The organism is Spirosoma pollinicola, assembly GCF_002831565.1.
In the GTDB taxonomy this organism is placed as follows: Bacteria; Bacteroidota; Bacteroidia; order Cytophagales; family Spirosomataceae; genus Spirosoma; species Spirosoma pollinicola.
The window spans coordinates 3,285,830-3,307,179 of the sequence record NZ_CP025096.1; the positions used below are offsets into that span (position 1 = coordinate 3,285,830).

Annotated in this window: 16 protein-coding genes; 7 read left to right on the forward strand and 9 right to left on the reverse strand. The window is 47.5% G+C overall.

What is annotated here, in order from left to right; genetic code table 11:
• Positions 1 to 55: 55 nt before the first annotated feature.
• The 3 genes from CWM47_RS13715 (at position 56) to CWM47_RS13725 (ending at position 4,402) form a co-directional block, all read left to right on the forward strand.
• Positions 56 to 1,768, forward strand: coding sequence for a GMC oxidoreductase (locus tag CWM47_RS13715; protein WP_100988513.1), 1,713 nt, complete (start codon positions 56 to 58; stop codon positions 1,766 to 1,768).
• A gap of 158 nt (positions 1,769 to 1,926) precedes the next feature.
• Positions 1,927 to 2,817, forward strand: coding sequence for a sugar phosphate isomerase/epimerase family protein (locus CWM47_RS13720; RefSeq protein WP_100988514.1), 891 nt, complete (start codon positions 1,927 to 1,929; stop codon positions 2,815 to 2,817).
• Between the two features lie 490 nt (positions 2,818 to 3,307).
• Complete coding sequence (locus tag CWM47_RS13725; protein ID WP_100988515.1) at positions 3,308 to 4,402, forward strand: acyltransferase family protein; 1,095 nt, start codon at positions 3,308 to 3,310, stop codon at positions 4,400 to 4,402.
• Between the two features lie 46 nt (positions 4,403 to 4,448).
• Here the strand turns inward: CWM47_RS13725 and CWM47_RS13730 are convergent, their stop codons facing one another.
• Positions 4,449 to 5,732: an acetyl-CoA hydrolase/transferase family protein gene (locus CWM47_RS13730; RefSeq protein ID WP_100988516.1), complete on the reverse strand. Its 1,284-nt coding sequence runs from the start codon at positions 5,730 to 5,732 to the stop codon at positions 4,449 to 4,451.
• 59 nt (positions 5,733 to 5,791) lie between these two features.
• A complete protein-coding gene (locus CWM47_RS13735) occupies positions 5,792 to 7,153 on the reverse strand; it encodes a GH1 family beta-glucosidase (RefSeq protein WP_100988517.1) in 1,362 nt (453 codons plus the stop codon).
• 132 nt (positions 7,154 to 7,285) lie between these two features.
• Between CWM47_RS13735 and CWM47_RS13740 the strand changes: the two genes are divergently transcribed.
• Positions 7,286 to 8,308: a hypothetical protein gene (locus CWM47_RS13740; protein ID WP_100993866.1), complete on the forward strand. Its 1,023-nt coding sequence runs from the start codon at positions 7,286 to 7,288 to the stop codon at positions 8,306 to 8,308.
• Positions 8,309 to 8,411: 103 nt separating this feature from the next.
• On the opposite strand, the gene CWM47_RS13745 is transcribed toward CWM47_RS13740, so the two are convergent.
• Positions 8,412 to 8,813: a hypothetical protein gene (locus CWM47_RS13745; RefSeq protein WP_100988518.1), complete on the reverse strand. Its 402-nt coding sequence runs from the start codon at positions 8,811 to 8,813 to the stop codon at positions 8,412 to 8,414.
• Between the two features lie 121 nt (positions 8,814 to 8,934).
• Positions 8,935 to 9,951, reverse strand: a complete 1,017-nt coding sequence (locus CWM47_RS13750) for a bile acid:sodium symporter family protein (RefSeq protein ID WP_100988519.1) — start codon at positions 9,949 to 9,951, stop codon at positions 8,935 to 8,937.
• Between the two features lie 428 nt (positions 9,952 to 10,379).
• On the opposite strand from CWM47_RS13750, the gene CWM47_RS13755 reads away from it, so the two are divergent.
• Together CWM47_RS13755 and CWM47_RS13760 are read left to right on the forward strand one after the other, a co-directional pair.
• A complete protein-coding gene (locus CWM47_RS13755; protein ID WP_100988520.1) occupies positions 10,380 to 12,752 on the forward strand; it encodes a DUF11 domain-containing protein in 2,373 nt (790 codons plus the stop codon).
• A 49-nt stretch (positions 12,753 to 12,801) separates the two neighbouring features.
• Entirely contained in the window at positions 12,802 to 13,254 is a 453-nt protein-coding gene (locus CWM47_RS13760; protein WP_240625899.1) for a RidA family protein, read from the forward strand.
• Between the two features lie 14 nt (positions 13,255 to 13,268).
• On the opposite strand, the gene CWM47_RS13765 is transcribed toward CWM47_RS13760, so the two are convergent.
• Positions 13,269 to 16,601, reverse strand: a complete 3,333-nt coding sequence (locus CWM47_RS13765) for a methylmalonyl-CoA mutase family protein (protein WP_100988521.1) — start codon at positions 16,599 to 16,601, stop codon at positions 13,269 to 13,271.
• 399 nt (positions 16,602 to 17,000) lie between these two features.
• Between CWM47_RS13765 and CWM47_RS13770 the strand changes: the two genes are divergently transcribed.
• On the forward strand, positions 17,001 to 18,557 hold the full coding sequence (locus tag CWM47_RS13770; RefSeq protein WP_240625900.1) for a 7TM diverse intracellular signaling domain-containing protein: 1,557 nt from the start codon (positions 17,001 to 17,003) through the stop codon (positions 18,555 to 18,557).
• 36 nt (positions 18,558 to 18,593) lie between these two features.
• Here the strand turns inward: CWM47_RS13770 and CWM47_RS39770 are convergent, their stop codons facing one another.
• From CWM47_RS39770 to CWM47_RS13785, 4 genes are all read right to left on the reverse strand, one after another.
• On the reverse strand, positions 18,594 to 18,725 hold the full coding sequence (locus tag CWM47_RS39770; RefSeq protein ID WP_262512011.1) for a hypothetical protein: 132 nt from the start codon (positions 18,723 to 18,725) through the stop codon (positions 18,594 to 18,596).
• A gap of 87 nt (positions 18,726 to 18,812) precedes the next feature.
• A complete protein-coding gene (locus CWM47_RS13775; RefSeq protein ID WP_240625901.1) occupies positions 18,813 to 19,526 on the reverse strand; it encodes an alpha/beta hydrolase in 714 nt (237 codons plus the stop codon).
• Between the two features lies 1 nt (position 19,527).
• Positions 19,528 to 20,112 carry a hypothetical protein gene (locus CWM47_RS13780; RefSeq protein ID WP_100988523.1) on the reverse strand — a complete coding sequence of 195 codons (585 nt, stop codon included), beginning with the start codon at positions 20,110 to 20,112 and terminating at the stop codon, positions 19,528 to 19,530.
• An 85-nt stretch (positions 20,113 to 20,197) separates the two neighbouring features.
• The gene (locus CWM47_RS13785; protein ID WP_157815962.1) at positions 20,198 to 21,115 is read right to left on the reverse strand and encodes a hypothetical protein; all 918 of its coding nucleotides are present in this window, start codon (positions 21,113 to 21,115) and stop codon (positions 20,198 to 20,200) included.
• Positions 21,116 to 21,350: the final 235 nt, after the last annotated feature.

Genomic DNA, 21,350 nt, shown 5'->3' on the forward strand with positions numbered 1-21,350 from the left:
GGAAGGACTCTGTAAACCAAAAACCGTAAACCGCCCCAAAATACGAACTCAAAATATGTCAAATTTCAATATAGACGCTCAGGCGCTCAATACATACGACGCCATCGTTGTTGGCTCCGGCATTAGCGGAGGCTGGGCCGCCAAGGAATTAACCGGTAAAGGATTGCGTACGCTCGTTCTCGAACGGGGCAGGGATGTTCGGCACGTGACCGATTACCCCACAACAAACACGCAGCCCTGGGAGTTTGAGCACCGGAACCAACTTAAAAAAGAGGTTCGGGATGCCAACCCAATTATTAGCAAGTGTTACGCTTTCTATGAAGGTACCGAGCAGTTTTTTGTGAAAGATGCCGAGCATCCCTACATTCAGGAAAAACCCTTCGACTGGATTCGGGGCTATCAGGTTGGTGGTAAATCGCTGATGTGGGCCCGGCAAACACAACGCTGGAGCGACTTCGATTTCGATGGTCCGGCTCGCGATGGCTTTGCCGTTGACTGGCCAATTCGCTATGCCGACATTGCCCCCTGGTACAGCTATGTAGAGAAATTCGCCGGTATCTCGGGGAATAAAGATGGCTTGTCGACCTTGCCCGATGGCGAATTTCTGCCCCCGCACGAATGGAACTGCGTAGAGAAACATTTTCAACAAAAAGTAGCGGGAAAATACAAAGACCGGCACGTTATTATGGGTCGGGCGGCACACATTACAAAACCGCAGCCAATCCATTTTCAACAGGGCCGGGCGCAGTGCCAGCACCGGACGATCTGTGAGCGCGGCTGCCCATTTGGCGGTTATTTCAGCAGTAACTCGTCTACGATTCCGTGGGCGGCCAAAACGGGGAAGATGACCCTGCGGCCCAACTCGGTGGTGCATTCCATCATTTATGATGAAAAGAAAGGCAGGGCTACCGGTGTGCGGGTTGTTGATTCCAATACAAAACAAATGACAGAGTATTATGCCCGCATTATCTTCCTGAATGCAGCCGCTCTGAACTCAAATCTGGTTTTGCTGAATTCGACTTCGCATCGTTTCCCGAATGGGTTGGGTAATGATAGTGGTGTGCTGGGTAAATATGCTGCCTTCCATAACTATCGGGCAGGTGTTTCCGCCGAGTACGATGGCAATCTTGATTCCACCACCGACGGTCGACGTCCGAATAGCCCCTATATTCCTCGTTTCCGGAATGTACACAAGCAGGAAATGGGTTTCCTGAGAGGCTATGCCGCTGGTTTTTCGGCGGGTCGTAGTTCTCATTCCGACCAGAGTAGTGTTGGAGCTGATTTAAAAGAAAGTCTGCTGAATCCGAAACTCGGTGGCTGGTATGTAGGCTCGCACATGATGGGCGAAACAATTCCGAAAGAAAGCAATTATCTGGCCCTCGATGCAACACAGAAAGACCCATTCGGTATTCCGCAACTGAAGATCTCCATTGCCTACGATGACAATGACGACAAAATGGTGAAAGATTATCAGGAGCAACTAACGGAGATGTTCACGGAAGCTGGATTTAAAAATATCCGTGTCCGCGACAGTCACGCCAGTCCTGGCCTGGATATTCACGAGATGGGTGGTGTACGGATGGGTAAAGACCCGAAAACGTCCATGCTGAATAAATGGAGCCAGCTGCACGCAGTTAAAAACGTGTTTGTGACCGATGGCGCCTGCATGACCTCAACGTCGACCCAAAATCCGTCGTTAACATACATGGCCCTGACGGCCCGTGCCGCCGATTACGCGGTGAAAGCAATGAAACAGGGGTTGGTATAAGCAAACCGTTTCCATTAAATACACAAGGCCATTTATAAGCGTGAGTGGCCTTGTGTATTTAATGGATTTTTTATGACATAAAACCTGTGCTTCCGTATCTTTAGGCACTAAACATGCGGGTGCATTGCCCGTTGTCCATTAACCGATTTATTTGACTCATGAATCAGTCCTCTAACATTACCCGCCAGCAGTTTCTGAAAATAGGCGCATTAGCTACATCGGCAGCTTTGCTGTCTAAACTGGATGCGTTTGCTGCATCGCCTAAAAAGGTTGGCCTGCAACTGTATACATTACGCGACCTGATGGCTAAAGAGCCAGTAGAAACATTGAAAAAAGTGGCCTCAATTGGCTATAAAGAAGTTGAAGCGTTCGGTTATTCAGATGGTAAATTCTTTGGTAAAACGCCCAAGGAGTATGCGGCTCTGTTAAAAGAATTAGGTATGACGGCTCCCAGTGGTCATTACACAACGGGCAAAACCATGCCTGCCATGAAGGGAACGCTGACCAATGATTGGAAACGGGCAGTCGATGATGCCGCTGCTATTGGGCAGAAGTACATGGTTTGTGCGTACCTGTTTCCAGCTGAACGGACTAAACTGGATGATTACAAACAATTTGCCGACCTGTTTAACAAATCGGCTGAAGTATGTAAGTCGGCAGGTATTCAATTTTGCTACCACAACCACGATTTTGAGTTCAAGCAAACTGATGGCAAATTACCTTACGATGTACTGCTGAGCGGCACAGATAAGAACCTGGTGAAACTCGAACTGGATTTGTATTGGGCTACTATGGCTGGTCAGGACCCGGTTGCCCTGTTCAAAAAGCACCCCGGTCGTTTCCCGCTCTGGCACGTGAAAGACATGGAAAAAACTGCCGAAAAGGCGTTTGCTCCAGTGGGTACTGGGTCTATTGACTTTCAACGTATTTTCGATGCCAAGAAAACAGCGGGCATGACTCACTATTTTGTCGAGCAGGATGTTTGTAAACTTCCACCCCTGGAGTCAATTGCCATTAGTTATAAAAATATAGAGAAGTTGCGGGTTTAATGACCTTGAATCACCGGTTAAAAAAGATATACTAATGATGTAGCCTTTTTTTCGTGTTTGAGCTATTGTGAAGATGACTCTTTCATATGACCACGTCTACATCAAAAAGTTAGTTCAAGTCAACAAATATGCTTTTTCTGCGTAATTGTTGAGTTAAACCACTATTAGGAGTTTTATGAGATTGAAGGTGTTTAAACTTTCTCTTTAGGTGAAATTCAGGTTTTTTGGTCATCCCGACGAAAGGAGGGATCTTCGGTAGTAAGAAGTTCTCCGATTTACCGAAGATCCCTCCTTTCGTCGGGATGACAAAAAAACCGATGCTACCTTGATTGTAAAAGTTTAAACAGCTTCATTGATTTACCAGATTACTGCTTGTCAACTGAAGTGATTTGTAGGACTATCAGGTTCCACCTCAATATAAGGTAAAGAACTGGCTGGTTTATCCAGAGTCAAAAGAACGAACAGACGATAAATCACCACAAGCAGACGTATGGAGTACCTATATTCTAATGAAAAATTATCCGCGCGTTCAACAGTAAGCGAGCAATCTAATGCGCCGGTGCATCAATTGAACAGTATTCAATTACTTCGCGGAGTGGCTGCGATTTTGGTAGTTGCCTATCACCTTTCACTATTTTCAGGAGAACACTACAAACAGGTTAAACTTGTCAGCCAATTGTTTGGCTATGGTTATGCAGGTGTAGACCTGTTTTTCGTGATTAGTGGATTTGTTATTACTTATTCGACATTTTCAAAAAACAGGAAACCTCCTGGGTTACTTAAATACACCAGTAAACGCTTAATAAGGATATTTCCCATTTACTGGGCAATGGTTCTCGTATTCTGGATTGCTTGTAAACTAACTTATGGGGCTGTACCTCAGGCAGATAGGCCGATTGCTGATTGGTTGACGGCATTTTTTCTGATACCTACACACTTGCCTATTATTCCGGTTAGCTGGAGCCTTAGCCATGAACTTTTCTTCTATTTCTTAATTGGCCTCGTACTTTACTCCCATAATTTATGGGTTGTTTTAGGTTTGGTCGTGGCTGGAACTGTGTATCAACTGTTTAGTACACCATCGATCAAGCCGCTAATTTGGTTTGTGTTCAGTCCGTATAATCTTGAATTTTTGGGCGGTGTGGGTGTTGCTTTGCTGAGTCGGATCAACTCTTTTCCAAAGACAGTTTACTGGGCACTTCTGCTGATGAGTATCGTCTGGCTGTTTATTGGGCCTGCCGTTGATCCCGGAAATCCAGCTGTTCGATTAGTCCTGTTCGGCGTGTCGTCAATAGGGGTACTGCTGGCATTGACTGGTTTGGAAACTAGTCGACACATCATCGTAGGAGGGGCTTTCACGAAACTGGGAGATGCGTCGTATATCATTTATTTAATCCATCCATCCGCACTGGTGTTTTTATACAAGTTTTTTGAAAAGCACCCCTCTTTGCCATTCTGGGCTTTCGCTTGTGCCGCCATAGCCTTACTTGTTATCGTTTCTCAGGTTAGTATACTCATTCATTACAAGCTGGAGAAACCCGTACTTAATCGGCTGAATAAACTGGTTTCCAGCCGTCTATCGTAACGCTGTTTAGTTGTTAGTTGCGCCGTTCCAGCACACCGCTGAGCATCTAGATCGAGCCAAAGCGGGCAAAAGCCTGCCGTTCCAATTCTTCCTGATGATCAGGGTGCGCAATTTTTATGAGTGCACGTGCACGTTGGCGTAAGTTTTGGCCGTACAGATCAGCAATACCAAATTCGGTAACGATATAGTGAACGTGGGCGCGGGTGGTCGTTACCCCGGCTCCTTCCTTCAAAAACGGGACAATTTTACTGAGTCCTTTGCTGGTCATTGATGGGAGAGCGATAATGGGTTTACCACCTTCGGAAAGGGAAGCACCCCGCACAAAATCCATTTGACCGCCAACTCCCGAATATTGATACGTGCCAATGGTATCGGCACAAACCTGGCCGGTAATGTCAATTTCTATAGCCGAATTAATTGCCGTCACCTTCGGATTCCGGCGGATAATGGCCGTGTCGTTGGTAAAGCTGGCTTGTTTCATGGCTACACCGGGGTTATCGTCGATAAAATCATATACCCGCTGGCTACCCATAACAAACGCCGATACAATACGGTAAGGGAGTACCGTTTTGTGTTCGCCGGTAATGACCCCCCGCTCAACCAGATCAATCACGCCATCCGAAAACATTTCGGTGTGAATACCAAGTCCTTTGTGGTGAATCAACTCGGCCAGAGTTGCATTGGGAATCCCGCCAATGCCGAGTTGTAATGTGGCGCCGTCTTCTACCAAACTGGCCACATGCTGGCCAATCTTTCGATCCTGTGCGCTGATTTCGCCCGGCAGCACTTCATAGATTGGTTCATCCACCTCAATAGCCGCATGCAGCATCGAAACCGGAATCAGGCCATCGCCATGCGTACGGGGGACGCGCGGGTTAACCTGGGCAATAACGTATTTGGCCGAATGAATGGCTGCCAGCGAAATGTCGACGGATGGACCCAGCGAACAATACCCGTGGGCATCGGGGGGCGATACCTGAATGAGGGCTACATCGATGGGTAGAATATTTCGGCGGAACAACAGCGGGATCTCGCTCAGGAAAATAGGGACATAATCGCCGATACCCTGGTTAAGTTGTTTCCGCATGTTTGCCCCGATAAAAAAAGAATTGGGGCGAAATGATTCCTGGTATTTTATGTCCAGATAGGGAAGTGGTCCTTCGGTGTGCATGTGGCAAACTTCCACATTTTTTAACTCGGAGGCACGCGCTACCATAGCGTTGATGAGCACATGCGGTGTTTGCGCAACACTGTGAATAAAAACGCGATTACCTGACTGAATGGCCGAAACGGCCTGTTCGGGTGTTGTAAGAGGGAGTATAACTGGCATGACAGCTTAGAAGGCTTTTTCCTTAATTTCTGCATAACGCATGAATTAAGGCCGGGGTTTTATGCCCGGTAATTTAGAACATCTGGAAGTACTTCTTTAGATAGCATCTGCTGGAACCAGCGGCCCGACGCTTTAACAATGCGTTGCTGCGTTCGGAAGTCGACGTAAACTAGTCCGAAGCGGGGACGGTATCCTTCCGCCCATTCAAAATTATCCAGAAACGTCCAGGCAAAGTAACCCTCAACGGGCATTCCTTCCTGTTTTGCCCGAAGTACATTTCTTAGGTAATTCTGATGGTAGTCAATCCGGGCTAAATCATTGACTTTGCCCTGATCGATGGTATCATAAAAAGCGGCACCGCTTTCGGTGATGTATATTTTTTTGACTCCTTCATATTGAGCGAATTGCTTGATAATCCGGTACATACTTTCGGGATACACTTCCCAACCCATTTCGGTAATTGTCTGCACATTTCGCCGTAGGGGAGACACGTCCTTAGCCCAGAGATAAGGCATTAGATAGGATTGCTCGACAACGGCCCGAAAGTAATGTTGCAAACCGATGAAATCAAAGTCAAACGCCAGTCGCTCCATATCACCGGGTTTGGCTACCTTTTTGGCAATACCAGCTAGAAAGGGCAGTTCTCGGGTGGGATAACCCATTCCTAAGGTCGGTTCAATAAAAAGACGGTTCAAAAGAGCATCCACCCGGATAGCCGCAGCCTGGTCGCGAAGGGTAAATGGGTCGATGGGCGAGCAGGAAAAAGTGGTACCTACCTGTGCATCAGGTATATTCTGCCGAACAACCCGCCCGCCTTCTGCCTGCACCAGGGCTGTATGATGAATAACAGGAAGCAAATTACTGAAACTCCGTCGGCCGGGTGCATGCTGCCCCGTGAAATAGCCCAGAATTGACGAAGCCAGCGGCTCGTTGAGAATAATCCAATGCTTGACCTTGTGCCCAAATGCTTTTGTACACACGTTTACAAACTCGGAAAACCAGTTGACTATCAGTCGATTTGTCCAGCCTCCTTTGTTTTCAAGTGCCTGTGGTAAGTCCCAGTGATAAAGCGTGATCCAGGGAGTAATACCGAGCGAAAGGCAGTGGTCAATCAGCCGATCGTAAAACTGTAAACCTGGTTCATTGATACGTCCGATTCCATCAGGTAAAATACGTGACCAGGCTATTGAAAATCGAAAGGCATCAAAACCTAACTCCTTGTGGAGTTGTAGGTCAGATTCATATCGGTCGTAAAATTCGCAGGCAACATCGGCATGTTCTCCGGTTTTGATTTTCCCTTTTTGGTGGCTGAACGTATCCCAGATGGATGGCCCACGCCCGTCACGGTCAACGGCACCTTCAATCTGGTAGGCAGCAGTAGCAGTTCCCCAGACAAAATCTGGCCCGAATTCGTGTTTCATGTAGTAAAATCAGTCCTGATCCAGCAATTGAACGCTTTAAATAGGCGGTTGGATTCCCGTGTAACCCGCTCACTTTGGCGAATGTTCAGGGTAACCCTTACATTTAAGGCAAAACTAATGCCCTTATCGGTCATGCCCATCATTACCCGGAAAAAGCAAATTTATTCAATCGGACGTCCACTGCGTGAGTATCTGGCCCAGTACAATCGTGAACACGCCTTGCCGATTCAATATACAGATCTGTTACGGTACGATAATTCGGTATCGCTCTTCGACAAACGCGACCGGGATACGCTTTGGGAAACTGTCTTTTACCCGGCTTCGGAGGTTGATGATATACTGTTGGCGCTGAAAACGATCTACGCCATTTTAAAAGCCGATGGTGATATGTCGGTAACAGGGCATTTGACGATTGACCGGGTTGATTTGTGCTCCTATGGAAACACCATGCCATTTCGGGTGCGGGTTCGTAACCTGGTGAACGATAACTTTGATTATTTCTATATCAAAAATGCCGATGCCTCACGTATCTATGGCCTTGAGTTAGAGCATATTCTGTCTCCGAATCGAATTAGTTACCTGACCAGTGGGAATACCCTGATTGAGGAGCATATTGCGGGTATACCCGGCGATATGTTTTTTGAACAGCAGATGCTGGATGCCGATAGAAACGCCGTTCGACTCTGTAAAGAGTTTGTAAAATTCAACGAGCGCTGTTTCATTCGGCTTCTGGGCGACATGCATTCCAGCAATTTCGTGGTCGATATTACCCCTGATTTCGATGAGGTTTATTACCGTATTCGGGCCATTGATTTCGACCAACAGTCGTATGAAGGACGCAAGTCGGTCTACATGCCACAGTATTATCGCCAGAACCAATCCATTATCGACCTGGGAACGGTTTGTTTAACCCCCGAAAGTGTGCGGCAATACCAGATTGAAGAACGGTCGTTAGTGGCCGGGCGGTTGCGGGTCGAACAGATTCGGATTCTGGATTTAATGGGCCCAATGCGCAGCGACAGCATCGCCCCACCGGGCAATGTAACCCAGTTGGGGGCGTCCCTGAACCGACATTACCGCACAAAAAGCTTTGACGACTGCCGTACTATGGGCGATCTGGTCTGGCGGAGCCTGGAGGTTGTATCAGCACACTGATTGGTTTCGGTCGTGTGCTTAACTAGTGAAGTGGCGGAGTGGCAAGTAGACGATTATCATCTGCTTACCACTCCGCCACTTCACTAGTTAAGTACTCCGCTAATTAACCTCTGCGGCCGTATGGTGTGGGACGGTTGTTGTATCGGCTGGGTTGTTGAGCGGCAAACAAGCGATCCCGTTGTGCTGAAGTTAATACGGCCAGTATATCCTGACGTTTGCGAAGCTGCATCTGACGCAGGCCATCGGGAGTCATCCGGGTGCGAGCCATCAAATTGTCGTAGTTGTTTTCAATCTTGCGAAGCTGCTTTTCCTGACGGCGTGTTAAGCCGACAAGGGCGTCGATGCGATCAATTTTCAGTTCGTCCTGCAGCTGGTCGTTGTTGTAACGGGGGCCTTGTGCCTGTGGAGCGCGATTGTCGAAAGGCCTTGAATAAACACCCTGAGCGAAGGTTACACCAGAAGCAAGGGTGAATAATGTAAGGGCGGCTGCGATTGTCTTTTTCATGATCAGTTGTTTTGTTTTTATGTGTTACTTGATCGTTAGAGACAAATCGACTAGCTGCGTTTAACGGGGTAATACTGCCTTCTGGCTAAGTGCCCGTTTGTGGTTGCCGAATCGGCTCAAACTACGTCTGAATGGCGCTTTTCTTTTCCTGCACCCTATGCGCCATCGACTGCGCAATAATACTGGCTACAATGAGCTGAAGGGCATGATAGATCATAATGGGCAGCAGAACAACTCCCGCAATAGTCCCCGGAAACAGAACATTTGCCATGACACTGCCCTGCACCAGCGATTTTTTGGAGCCGCAGAATAAAGCCGTGATGCGATCTTCCCGATTGAAATTAAATAACCGGCTAAGTAGATGCACGAAGCCAAAGATCAGGAAAAACAAAGCCAGCATCATGGCGGCCAGCCCCACAAGATCGGCTACCGAGTATCTGGCGAACAAATTGAGCGAGAACGACTCGCAAAAGGCCGTGTATACGATCAGCAAAATCGTGAACTGGTCGAAGTAGCGCAGATATGATTTATACCGTTCAGAAAACCAGCCCAACCGGCGATTCAGCAAAATTCCCAGAACAACCGGTGCAATAACCTGTAGCGTAAGTTTACCAATAACGCTGCCTAGATCATATTGCCCGTTGGTGCTCGTCAACAAAAAACTCATCCAGAGCGGGGTGATAAATACACCGATCAGACTGGATATACTGGCGTTGAAAATAGCCGCCGGTATGTTGCCCCCCGCAATGGAAACCATTACCACTGATGACGAAACGGTGGAGGGTAGGGCAGCAACGTAAAAAATTCCTAACCAAAGCAGCTCAGTATCAGGCGTCATCAGAAACGAACGGGCCAGCAACACCACCGCAGGAAAAACGATGAACGTGGTTATATGAATAACTAAATGAAGCCGATAATTACGCAGGCCAGCCTTTAATTGCTCGAAGTTTAAGCGGAGTCCATAAAAGAAGAAAATTAACGAAACCCCGACGTTCGTTAATGTTGACAGAGAAAACGGTCCGTCCTGTATGCCGGGACCGGGAAATAGCCTGGCCAGGCCAATCATACCCAGCAGAGCCAGAATAAACCAGTCCAGCCCCACACGGGCCAGCAAGACGCTTAGAGATGTTTTTACCATACAAATTAGTAACTGACATTACATCCGTTTCGTTTTATCGGACTATGTAGCCAATTAGGTAAGTATTGAGTGTAGTGCTTCTGGTTGATCGCACTTAGGAGGAAAATGCATAGTGACTGACTATTCGCATTGATACAGATGCCCTTAGCAACGTGTAGCTATTTTTAATACTATAGGAATATTATTATTTATTTATATGTAGTTTTTATTTTGTATATTATATATTAATTTGGAGGCTATTTAATGATAACTCAAGACTGGTCATCGCAAAAAATAGCGCACAACAATACTAGTAGACACAGCATAGCATAAATTAGATGATAAGACCTATACGGAAGATTGCAACACTTTACTTACTGCTTTTATATCTTCTTGGCCATTCTACCGGCCTATTTGCTCAGTTCAGGGTTACGTTTCCTATTAACCGAATGGTGCTGCAGCGCAATGCAGCCAATCAGGCTGCAGTTCAGGTAGCCGGTAGCTATAGTCAGGTTCTGGATGTTATCGAAGCCAGAGCTGTTGTGCGTGTAACCGGGCAAGGGACAACTACGCCCTGGACTACACTACAGAATAACCCCACCAATGGTCAGTTTAATGGAAGTATCAATGTAACGGGAGGTTGGTATAAAATTCAGGTACGTGGCCTGAAAAATGGTAGCGTTGTTGTGTCGGATTCCGTGGAGCGGTTTGGAGTGGGTGAGGTGTTTGCTATTGTCGGACACTCCAATGCCCAGGGGTCAAGTTGCTTTATCAACGGCGTGAATCAGTGCGAAACGATCAACGGAGCCAGCGATGAACGGGTAAATGTGATAGCCATTGACCTGAACAGTCCAGTTTATCTACAGCAGTATTTAACTACCGCGAATAACGATTATTTGCCTGGTCTTGCCTTTAGTCAGTTATTGAAGTTAAGTGGTACGTCCCCGTTTGCGCAGGAGGCCTGGTTGTGGGGCCACATGGGTGATGAACTGGTGGCGCGTCTTAATGTTCCTATTCTGTTGTATAACGCCGGATTTGGCGGTACATCGATCCAGAATACGTACTGGTCGGCATATGATATCCCTTTTGTACACTCGTTCATTCGGTACAGCATTCGAATGCCATTCGTCAATTTGCGAAACATAATGAACCTGTACGTGCCAACAACGGGAATACGAGCCGTACTTATTCTGCATGGCGAGAACGACCGTTTTAACCCCACAGACTCTACGTATAAGTATTACAGTAAGGTCATAGATAAGATGCGAACCGAGTTCAATAAGCCTGGTCTAGGCTGTATTGTTGCTTTGTCTTCATTTGTTGGAGGGCAAAACGATAATGTCAGACTGGCGCAATCGCAGGTTATTGGCCGACCAAATTACAACGCCTACCTGGGCCCCGATCTGGATGTTATCACAACAACGACCGACAGACCTGACGGTATCCATTATTCTCCAACCGGGCAGGTCAAAGCGGGTGATTTGTGGGCAATCGCCATCAATAACGTTTGGTCAGCTATTACGCCTTACGCTGCCGAAATACAACCAATGGCTAGCTTGATCTGTGCCCCTGCAAATCAGCTTACTATCAGTCAACCAGTTGGTTATGAGTACAATTGGAGCACAGGTAGTACCGCCGGAAGTGTGACAGTTGGTACCGGCGCTTATACGGCCCGTATCAGGAATACCCAGAAACGAATTTTTTTTCCGCCCGCTATTGTCGTACCAGCGAATGTTCAACCCAGTTCACCAACAATAACGACTGATAATGGAACCTGGGCTATCTGTCGTACCACGGGGCTAAAACTCATCTCCTCGTTTGCAGAGTTGAATACCTGGAGTACTGGTGCAACATCCATGTCAATAATAACGACTACTCCTGGAGTTTATAGCGTCCAGACAAAACACCCGGTATATGGCTGTTTATCAGGTATTGTTTCGCAAACAGTTAGTTTGGCTACTGTAAATCTGAACCTGCAGATGCAGGCATCTAAACGGGTTGTTGCCGTGAATGATACCGTAAGTTTCCGCCTGTTTTTACAGAATAAAAGTGACTGTGACGCAGGGCCTGTAACAATTAAAAGCCGCCTTCCTGCAAATCTGGGCGTCGTGTCAGCCGACGCCAGTACAACAGTAAGTAGCGGACTGATAACCAGTAATATATTGACAATACCGGCTGGCGCTATCATAAATCGACAATTTATAGTTCAGCCTGGGGCTGTCGGGTATTATAGAACGGCCGCTGAAATAACCGCATCAACAAATTCTGATTTTAACTCAAAACCTAATAACGGTACCGGAAATGGCGAAGATGATGAAGCGGTTACTGATATAAGGACAATGACGTATGGGGCAGACCTATATGAATCGCCAAATCCAAATCAGGCGCAATTGCCCGTAGTTCAGTCGAATCAACCAACGCCTTCTGCAACAAAAGCGGATCTTAGCCTTAGTATGGAGGTAAATCAACAGGTAGTTACGGTAAACAACCCTATCGTTATTACCTTAACCGTAAAGAATTTGGGCGGGTTAGCGGCTACCAATGTTGTTGTCCGTAATTTGATTCCGGCCAATATGGAGTTTATTGAGTCTGGCTCTGGGATGAGCGTTAATGGGGCAGTCGTTAGTGGTAGTATTATTCAGATAGCTGTTGGTCAGTCCGTTAGCTTAAAATTTATAGCCCGCGTAATCAGCGCTGGCGTCTATACCAATCAGGCTCAAATTATGAGTTCCGATCAGCCTGATTCTGACTCAACACCGGGTAATGGATATAGTAATGGCGAAGATGATCAAGCTACAATACTCTTGCGAACAGCAGGATGATTACACAGTCTATGAACCCTTGTCACAAACTTAATAGTCGTCTACCCCAATGATAAAGCTCTTTTTTAACGCCCTCATCGGCATCCTGTTAACAGCCTGTAGTCAGGCTCAGCCTACAGATACACCTCAGGTTCAACATGGTTATCTGTACAAGGTTGAACCTGCAATTCCTGGCAAGGAGGTCTACATATGTGGACAACGGCCATTCAATGCTGCTGGTGAGTTGGTTGGGCCCGGTAACTTGGGATTACAAACCCAGCAGGTGCTTGAGAATGTGAAAGCATCGCTGAAAACGATAAACATGACGATGCTTAACGTATCGCAGGTGACCTATTTTGTTAGAGGAGACTCCACAAGCGTTCCTACCGGTAGTGCCCAGGCGTTATCCTCGCAGGCAACGAGCTATTTCGCGAAACTTCCCGACATCGTAGAAATAAAAAGCGTTTCCAAAAATGTACGGGATGATGTGTTAGTAGAGATAGAGGTCGTTGCTGTGAAGTGACCCTGTTGAAGCCGCTACATATTCCGTCGGTATTTTCCGCCCACGGCATACAACGCATTCGACAATTGTCTCAGTGAACACACTTTTGTCGCTTCCAGTAAACTCTCGAAAACATTATCATTATTCAGTGCAGCCGCTTGCAGATTGGCCAGCGCGAGGTCTGCTTCGGCGTGATTTTTCTCCTGAAATAACTGGCAGGAGTCAACGGCATACCGTTTCTCATCGTCGGTGGAGCGGATTACTTCTGATGGCACAACCGTTGGGGAACCTGCCGGGTCCAGAAAGGTATTAACGCCAACAATGGGTAGTTCGCCGTTGTGCTTCAGCGTCTCATAATACATCGACTCTTCCTGAATTTTACTCCGCTGATACATGCGCTCCATAGCGCCCAGCACACCGCCACGCTCGTTGATCGCCAGAAATTCCTGGTACACTGCTTCTTCAACCAGTGCGGTCAGCTCTTCGACAACAAACGCACCCTGTAACGGATTCTCATTTTTAGTCAGGCCAAATTCCCGATTGATAATCAATTGAATGGCCATAGCCCGCCGGACAGATTCTTCCGTTGGGGTCGTGATGGCCTCATCGTAAGCGTTGGTGTGCAGGGAATTACAGTTGTCGTAAACAGCCAGCAGGGCCTGTAAAGTGGTACGAATATCATTGAAGCCAATCTCCTGCGCGTGCAAACTCCGGCCCGATGTCTGGATGTGGTATTTTAGTTTTTGCGAGCGGTCGTTGGCTTTGTATTTGTTGCGCATCGCCTTCGCCCAGATTCGTCGCGCCACCCGACCCAGCACGGTGTATTCGGGGTCCATGCCATTCGAGAAAAAGAACGATAGGTTCGGCGCAAAGTCGTCGATGTTCATGCCCCGGCTCAGGTAGTACTCTACAAACGTAAAGCCATTCGACAGGGTAAACGCCAGTTGAGAAATGGGGTTGGCCCCGGCTTCGGCAATGTGATAGCCCGATATAGACACTGAGTAAAAATTTTGTACCCGATTGTCAGTAAAGTATTGCTGAATGTCGCCCATCATTTTGAGTGCAAATTCGGTCGAGAAAATGCAGGTGTTCTGCGCCTGATCTTCCTTCAAAATATCGGCCTGAACCGTCCCGCGCACTTTTCGAAGCGTATCTGCCTTAATTTGTTCGTACACCTCGCGGGGCAGCACCTTGTCGCCCGTTGTGCCGAGCAGCATCAAACCCAGGCCGTCGTTACCGTCGGGTAGGGGACCAGCGTAACCAGGGTGGAAACCCGCGCTCCCCTGATCGACCGGAGTACCCGTTTTTACTATGTATTTCTCACATTGTTGGTCAATGGCCGCATTCAGGAAAAAGCCCAGCAACATAGGCGCAGGGCCATTAATGGTCATTGAAACGGACGTTGCAGGGTTGCACAGGTCGAAGCCGGAGTAGAGTTTCTTGGCGTCGTCGAGGGTACAGATGCTTACGCCTGAGTTACCGACTTTACCGAATATGTCGGGTCGAAGAGCCGGGTCTTCGCCATAAAGTGTAACTGAATCGAAGGCGGTAGAAAGCCGTTTAGCGGGTATGCCTTTCGACACATAGTGAAAACGTCGGTTCGTTCGTTCGGGGCCACCTTCGCCCGCAAACATGCGTGTCGGGTCTTCGCCTTCGCGCTTGAGCGGAAACACACCCGCCGTGTAGGGAAAATCGCCCGGTACGTTCTCTGTCAGTAACCAGCGTAGAACATCGCCCCAGTCATGGTATTTAGGGAGACTGACTTTCGGGATTTTTAGATGCGAAAGAGTTTCGGAATATAAAGGTTGCCGGATGACTTTGTCCCGAACGGTAAACTCATAAAAATCTGCCGTGTAGCGTTGCTGCATAGCGGGCCACTGTCGTAGCAACGCCCGGCAATCCGTCAAAAGGCGTCCCTCCCGGTCGGTATAGAGTTGCGTTAACTCGTCTTTTCCAGCACCTTCAGGTATTAACAGAATTGCGCCATTAAGTTGGTATAACTGACTCGCCAGGGTGGTCTGCTCGTTGACAAATGCATCGTATCGACGGCTTTCTTCAACAATCTCGGCCAGATACCGCACCCGGTCGGAGGGGATAATGGACTGGGGATTCTGGTTTTCTGGTTTCGTTTTCCGGCCTCCAGCGTGTAAACTGGTGGGGTCTGGTGTATCTGCAATCGTACCCTCTACACCGAGAACCACCATTAATTTATCGAAAAGCGTATTCATGCCTGCGTCGTTGAACTGCGAGGCAATCGTGCCCAGAATAGGCAGCTCATCGTCGGGTATATCCCACGAATTGTGATTGCGCCGATATTGTTTCCGAACGTCGCGCAGGGCGTCCAGCGAACCGCGTTTGTCGAATTTGTTGATGGCAATGACATCGGCAAAGTCGAGCATGTCAATTTTTTCCAACTGGGTAGCCGCCCCATACTCGGCTGTCATCACATACAGCGTTTTGTCGGCATGGTCGGTAATTTCCGTATCCGACTGCCCAATTCCCGACGTTTCAACGATAATCAGGTCGAACTGTGCCGATTTACACACGTCGATAGCATCCTGCACATGGCGGCTCAGGGCCAGGTTCGATTGGCGCGTGGCCAGCGAACGCATGTATACCCGTGGGGAGTCGATGGCATTCATCCGAATACGGTCGCCGAGTAAGGCACCACCCGTTTTTCGTTTAGACGGGTCGACCGAAATAATGGCCAGCGTTTTTTCGGGATATGTCCGCAGAAACCGCAACACCAGCTCATCGACCAGCGACGATTTTCCGGCACCACCCGTACCCGTAATGCCGAGAACTTTCGGTGAATGAGTAAATGCCTGAATGGGTGAATGAGAGAATTGATCGGGATGGTTTTCGGCAGTGGTAATTAAACGGGCGATGGAGTCTGAATTTGGGGTTAAATCGAAATCGCACTGACGGAGTAAATCATCGATCATAACTTGTAAACCCATTGCCCGCCCATCATCCGGCGAATAAATTCGAGCGATGCCGTACTCGTGCAACTCGTCAATTTCGGTCGGTAGAATGGTGCCGCCCCCTCCGCCAAAAATCTTGATATGACCAGCTCCCCGTTCGTTCAGCAAGTCGTACATATACTTGAAAAACTCCAGATGGCCCCCCTGATAACTCGTCACGGCAATGCCCTGCACATCTTCCTGAATCGCGCAATCCACGATTTCGGCCACCGAGCGATTGTGGCCGAGGTGAATCACTTCGGCTCCCGACGACTGCATCAGCCGACGCATCAGGTTAATGGCCGCATCGTGCCCGTCGAACAGCGAAGCCGCCGTAACGATGCGGATTTTATGGGTGAACGCTTGGGTTTTCGGGGTTGTGGGTTTCGTCGTCTGGGCAGTCATAGGGTAGGGGATAATATGGAGGGAAGTAAGGGGGAAATCTGGCAATTTTATTGGCCTCTTACGTAACCGCTTCCTGTTGCCAAAGATACGAAGCAAACAGGAATGACGTTTCATCGCAAATCCACCAGACATCACCTCATAGCAGCTAGAATGGATAAGTAAGAAATAGGCGTTTTAGCACAATAGCCCCATTTTACTCTATACTGACGAAAGAAAATCAGTTCCTGATAATTAACTCTATATTGCTTAAATAAATAAACACATGGTATCTAGGATACTAAACAATACCTAATAATGATAAATCGTATACTTATACTGTTTTTTGTTTTTCTGGTTACCTCAGCTTATTCACAGGCCCAACAAATTATACGGTATAACCAACCAAGAGAACTACTTGAAATGGGCTTTTACGCCCGGTATTTTGACGATAAAACCAATCAACTCTCACACGTTCAGATTAGTCAACTCCCTGAACGCCAGTATACCAACAGCCCCGATAAAGTTATTAATCTAGGGTTCACTCCCTCCAGGATCTGGCTCAAGTGGGATATCCGGAACCAAACCAACGAACCGATCTACGCTATTCTGGAAGCGCAGGACGTTGATTTTGTTGATGCCTACGTTGTCAGTGAGGATACGACCTATTTTCTGGAGACGGGGGTATTGCGTCCTTTTTCAAATCGACACTTCGGCATCAACAGTATTACATTATACCTGGGCCAACACCCCAGGCTGCTATATATTGCCCTCAAGGATATGAACGGGCTGGTGTTGCCCATAAAACTGGGAGCTATTCGGCCGGTAGTCCAGAAAGTATACCGCGAAACGATGATCAACGCCTTTGTGGTTGGGGTCATGACGCTGATTTCTCTGTTTAGTTTTTTTATGTTCGTCTCTCTGCGTGACCGAACGTATCTCCTGTATGCGCTGCATATACTTTTCTCGGCACTCACACTTTTAACATTTGAAGGGTATCTTTTCGACCTTCTCTGGCGGGAAATGCCCTATATGAACAATGGCATTAACTCCAGCCTTATCCGACTCTTTACCCTGCTAACCAGTATTGCCTTTTCTGTTTCTTTCCTGAACATTAGCACCACTCACCCCCGCATCAACCGAGCCTATAAGGGTGTTGGTATACTGGCTATTGGCGTCGTTTTAGCTAAACTGGTAGGTATTCAATCGGCCGAAATGGTTTTTAATGTGATCGTACTGGTAACTTTTCTGTCATTTCTGGCCACGGGCTTTTGGCTGTATCGCCGTGGCTTTCGGGCGGCCCGGTTCTACCTATTGGGGTGGGGTATCTATATTATTGAAATATTGTTGCTGATGCTTACCCTGTTCAATGTTATTTCCTTCGATCACACGTTCACCTACTATGGTTATCAGATTGGGGCCGTTTGTCAGGCTACGCTCCTCACGTTTGCGTTGATTGATCGAATCAACATTCTGCGCGACAGCAACAGCCAGTCGCAGGAGTTGGCCCTTAAACGACTTGACGAAAACCAGCAGTTAATAGAACAATATAACCTGGCACTGGAAAATCAGTTACAGCAGACCCAGCCAACTGCCAGCATTGAACTACAGCAGGTGCTCCGAGTAATTAAGGAGGAGCGAGAACGGGTTAAAAAAATACCGATTCCAACGATGGAAAGTGTATTGCTGTTCTTCCCTGGCGACATCGTCAGGATTGAGGCCCTGGGTAGTTACACGACCGTTCACTTTATTAATCGAAAGGAGTTGGTGGCTTCGCGCTCAATAGCCGAATTTGAACTGGTACTGATTGACCACGACCATTTCTTTAAGGTACATAAATCGCACCTGGTTAACCTGAATTACATCACGAAATATAGGCGGGGCGATGGTGGCACCCTGATAATGACAGACGGTAGCGAAGTGGATGTAGCCCGGCGGGTAAAACCTGAGTTCCTGAAAAAGATGGGGCTGGATAGCTGACCCAGCCCCCTATGCATTTGTTGCCTACTTAACTCCTCAGCGTTTAATCTGCGTCATAATATCTGTAAATGTAGCTGTCTGATTTTGCCGGTCTTTGTCCGTTACCGAATCCCGAAGATTCAATCGAGTATACACGTGCATATCGGAGTCGATCAGTTCAACGTTCACCGGCTTTCCGTCGGCGGTTTGGGCGCCCTGATAAATCAGTACTGCGCTGACCGGATCGGCGGTTGGGTCTTTTTTCGACTTGTAGACCTACAGCCTACAGCCCATAGGCAGCGTTATGCCTCTCTCCAGATCCTGACGAACAACGGTTAGCAAACTCTGGAGTTGTTGCAGGGTTTCCTGAGGCCGAAAGTGATAATACACTTTATCCTCAGCAACCGACTGTTTCGTTTCAATATAGCCCAGCATCGGCCCCACTGCTCCAATGAGCGACAGCGATTTGTCGGAGGGAATCACGATGGGATCAACCAGCAGCAGGTTACGGGGGTTGATATGGTTGGTAAAATAGCCCGAAGAAACCAGCTCCAGCAATAAAGCACCACTCGTGGAGGAGGTGAGTAAGCTGATATTCTGATAACCTGCTTTCTCCAACTGGTTGTATTCATTTATGATAGCTGCCTGCCAGTCGTGCCAGATTGAGGCCTTAAACTCGTCGTAACTTCGACCGTGGCCGCCCAGCAGCACCTGCGACAGGTAAAAATCCGTCCGCCCCGTTGACCAGTTCCGAAATTCATCCCACTCAAACGTACTGGCCGAATAGCCGTGACAGGCAATAATAACCGGTTTCTTTGCCTGCTCAGGTGTTGGGTTTGGAATTGACTTTGATACCAGATATTTCTCCGGATTGTATAGTGACGGATCGAATAGAGTGCCACTATCCAGCATCTCTTTTGTAATCGTGGGTTCTAATGAACAGGCCAGGCCAATGACGACCAGAACCAATAAACTAATGATCGTTTTCATGTTAGTTTTTGGCATGTTTTAGGATGTTCCAGGTGATACTGGTCTGGACAAAAACAGGATACAGCGTGCCCGGCCCCGAAAGGCCATTGCCTGTAATCAGGTTGTAGCCGATAGACGCGTTGATCTTGAGCGGGAAATTGGGGCAATAACACAAGCCGAACTCAGGAGATGCCAGCAGGGATGTTCGGGGTAATGCGTCGAAAATAGGGCTTCCATAGTGAGCGGCAAAGTACCCCACATTGGCTTTGACTACCGGTTGTATCAACCACTTCGGTCGGAAATAATATGAAGCCGAAACCAGATAATTATTCTGTTTGATGGCATTTGAGTGTAAGGCACTTCCCAGCGGTGAACTAACGTAGCTAAGCCCGATATACAGTCGACTCGAAGCCAGTTTTGGATGAGTGTACTGGGCCGTAATACCATTTTCGGCATACAGATTAATTGACTTCTGAAGCCGAACGCCAATGTCCAGAACAGCACCGGTGGATTTTGGCTGGTTAGCTTGAGATAGACGCTGCTGGCCAAATGTGGGTGAACATAGTTGCCCGGCAAGCAGAAGAATTAGCAGGTAAATTGGTTTCATAAAAAAGGTGGGATATTATTGGAAGGCACTGAAAAAGAGGGATTTGGTTCGCATGTGGTAACGGGAAAATATCTACTTTTAATTATTAAAAATTGGTTTGCAACTTTTGTTTAATCTCAATCGGTAATGGTATCCCATTTTCATAGGCTTCGATAAGTAAATTCTCTGCTTCCTTACTAAAACGTGCTGATTTTGCGAAACCAATACCAGTTATAATGAGTCCGGGTAAACTGTACGTTAGAAAAGACGGGGATTTAGCGTGCGCTTGGGTAGAGGATTTTAAAATTGTAGTTGTATAGGCATTTGTGACGTCATTGGATAAAGCACGAACTCCTGCAGCAATGCCAAGGCCTAAGCCAATTGAGATAATTCCCAGGAAAATAGTTCCACCACCACGTTTGGTACTAAATAAGTGATGAATTGCCCGCACCGTATCGCCATGCATAACAGATGCAACAGTCATTAGTGCCGGCATTCTCACAAGAGCGTTTGTCAATGTATCTATAACCCCCTCAGTTGTACCTATTGTTGCATCTGCAACACCCGCCGACAGATTATTTAATGTATCTGGCAAGCTTGCAGGCTTAGCTAGCATAGATGGCATAAGATGTGTGCTATTGAGCCGACGCTGAATTTTTTCTGGTAACGGTACGCCACGTTCATAGGCGGCAAGCAGGTCAATTTCTCTTTCCTTCTTGAATCGTATCAATTTAGAAATACCCATACCCACAATAAGGTCGCCTGGCAGAGTCGACAAGATACTGGTTGAGGACGATGCACTGCCAAACAGCGCCCCGGTAGAAATCATATTAAGGCCCAGGAAAATGTTTACTGTGCCCCCTATACGTCTGGCACGGAATAGATGATGAACGGCTTTGGCGGTATCTCGTTTCAAAACGGATGCGCTGGTCATATTTTCTGGAATTGGTACCGATTGAGCTTGCAGTGATAGCGAAAAGCTAAGGACCATTAGCGGTAAGGGTAGCCATTTTAATGGAATCATAGAGGAGGTTGTCTGGTGCACAGGATAAGAAATCAGGTAGGATAGGTGGTTCAATATAGATGGGCTGGTCTGTCTACTCAGGTCGACTGTTAAAGATGGTGTAAATAATCAGAGAAGGCTATTCGTAGTTGACTTGCGGGGCACTTGGGTTCATTTGCGGTACTGTTTATCTGTGCTATTCGCTAACAGAATCACCAAATCAACAAGGAGTGGTAGCTTATCAATAGTATAATCT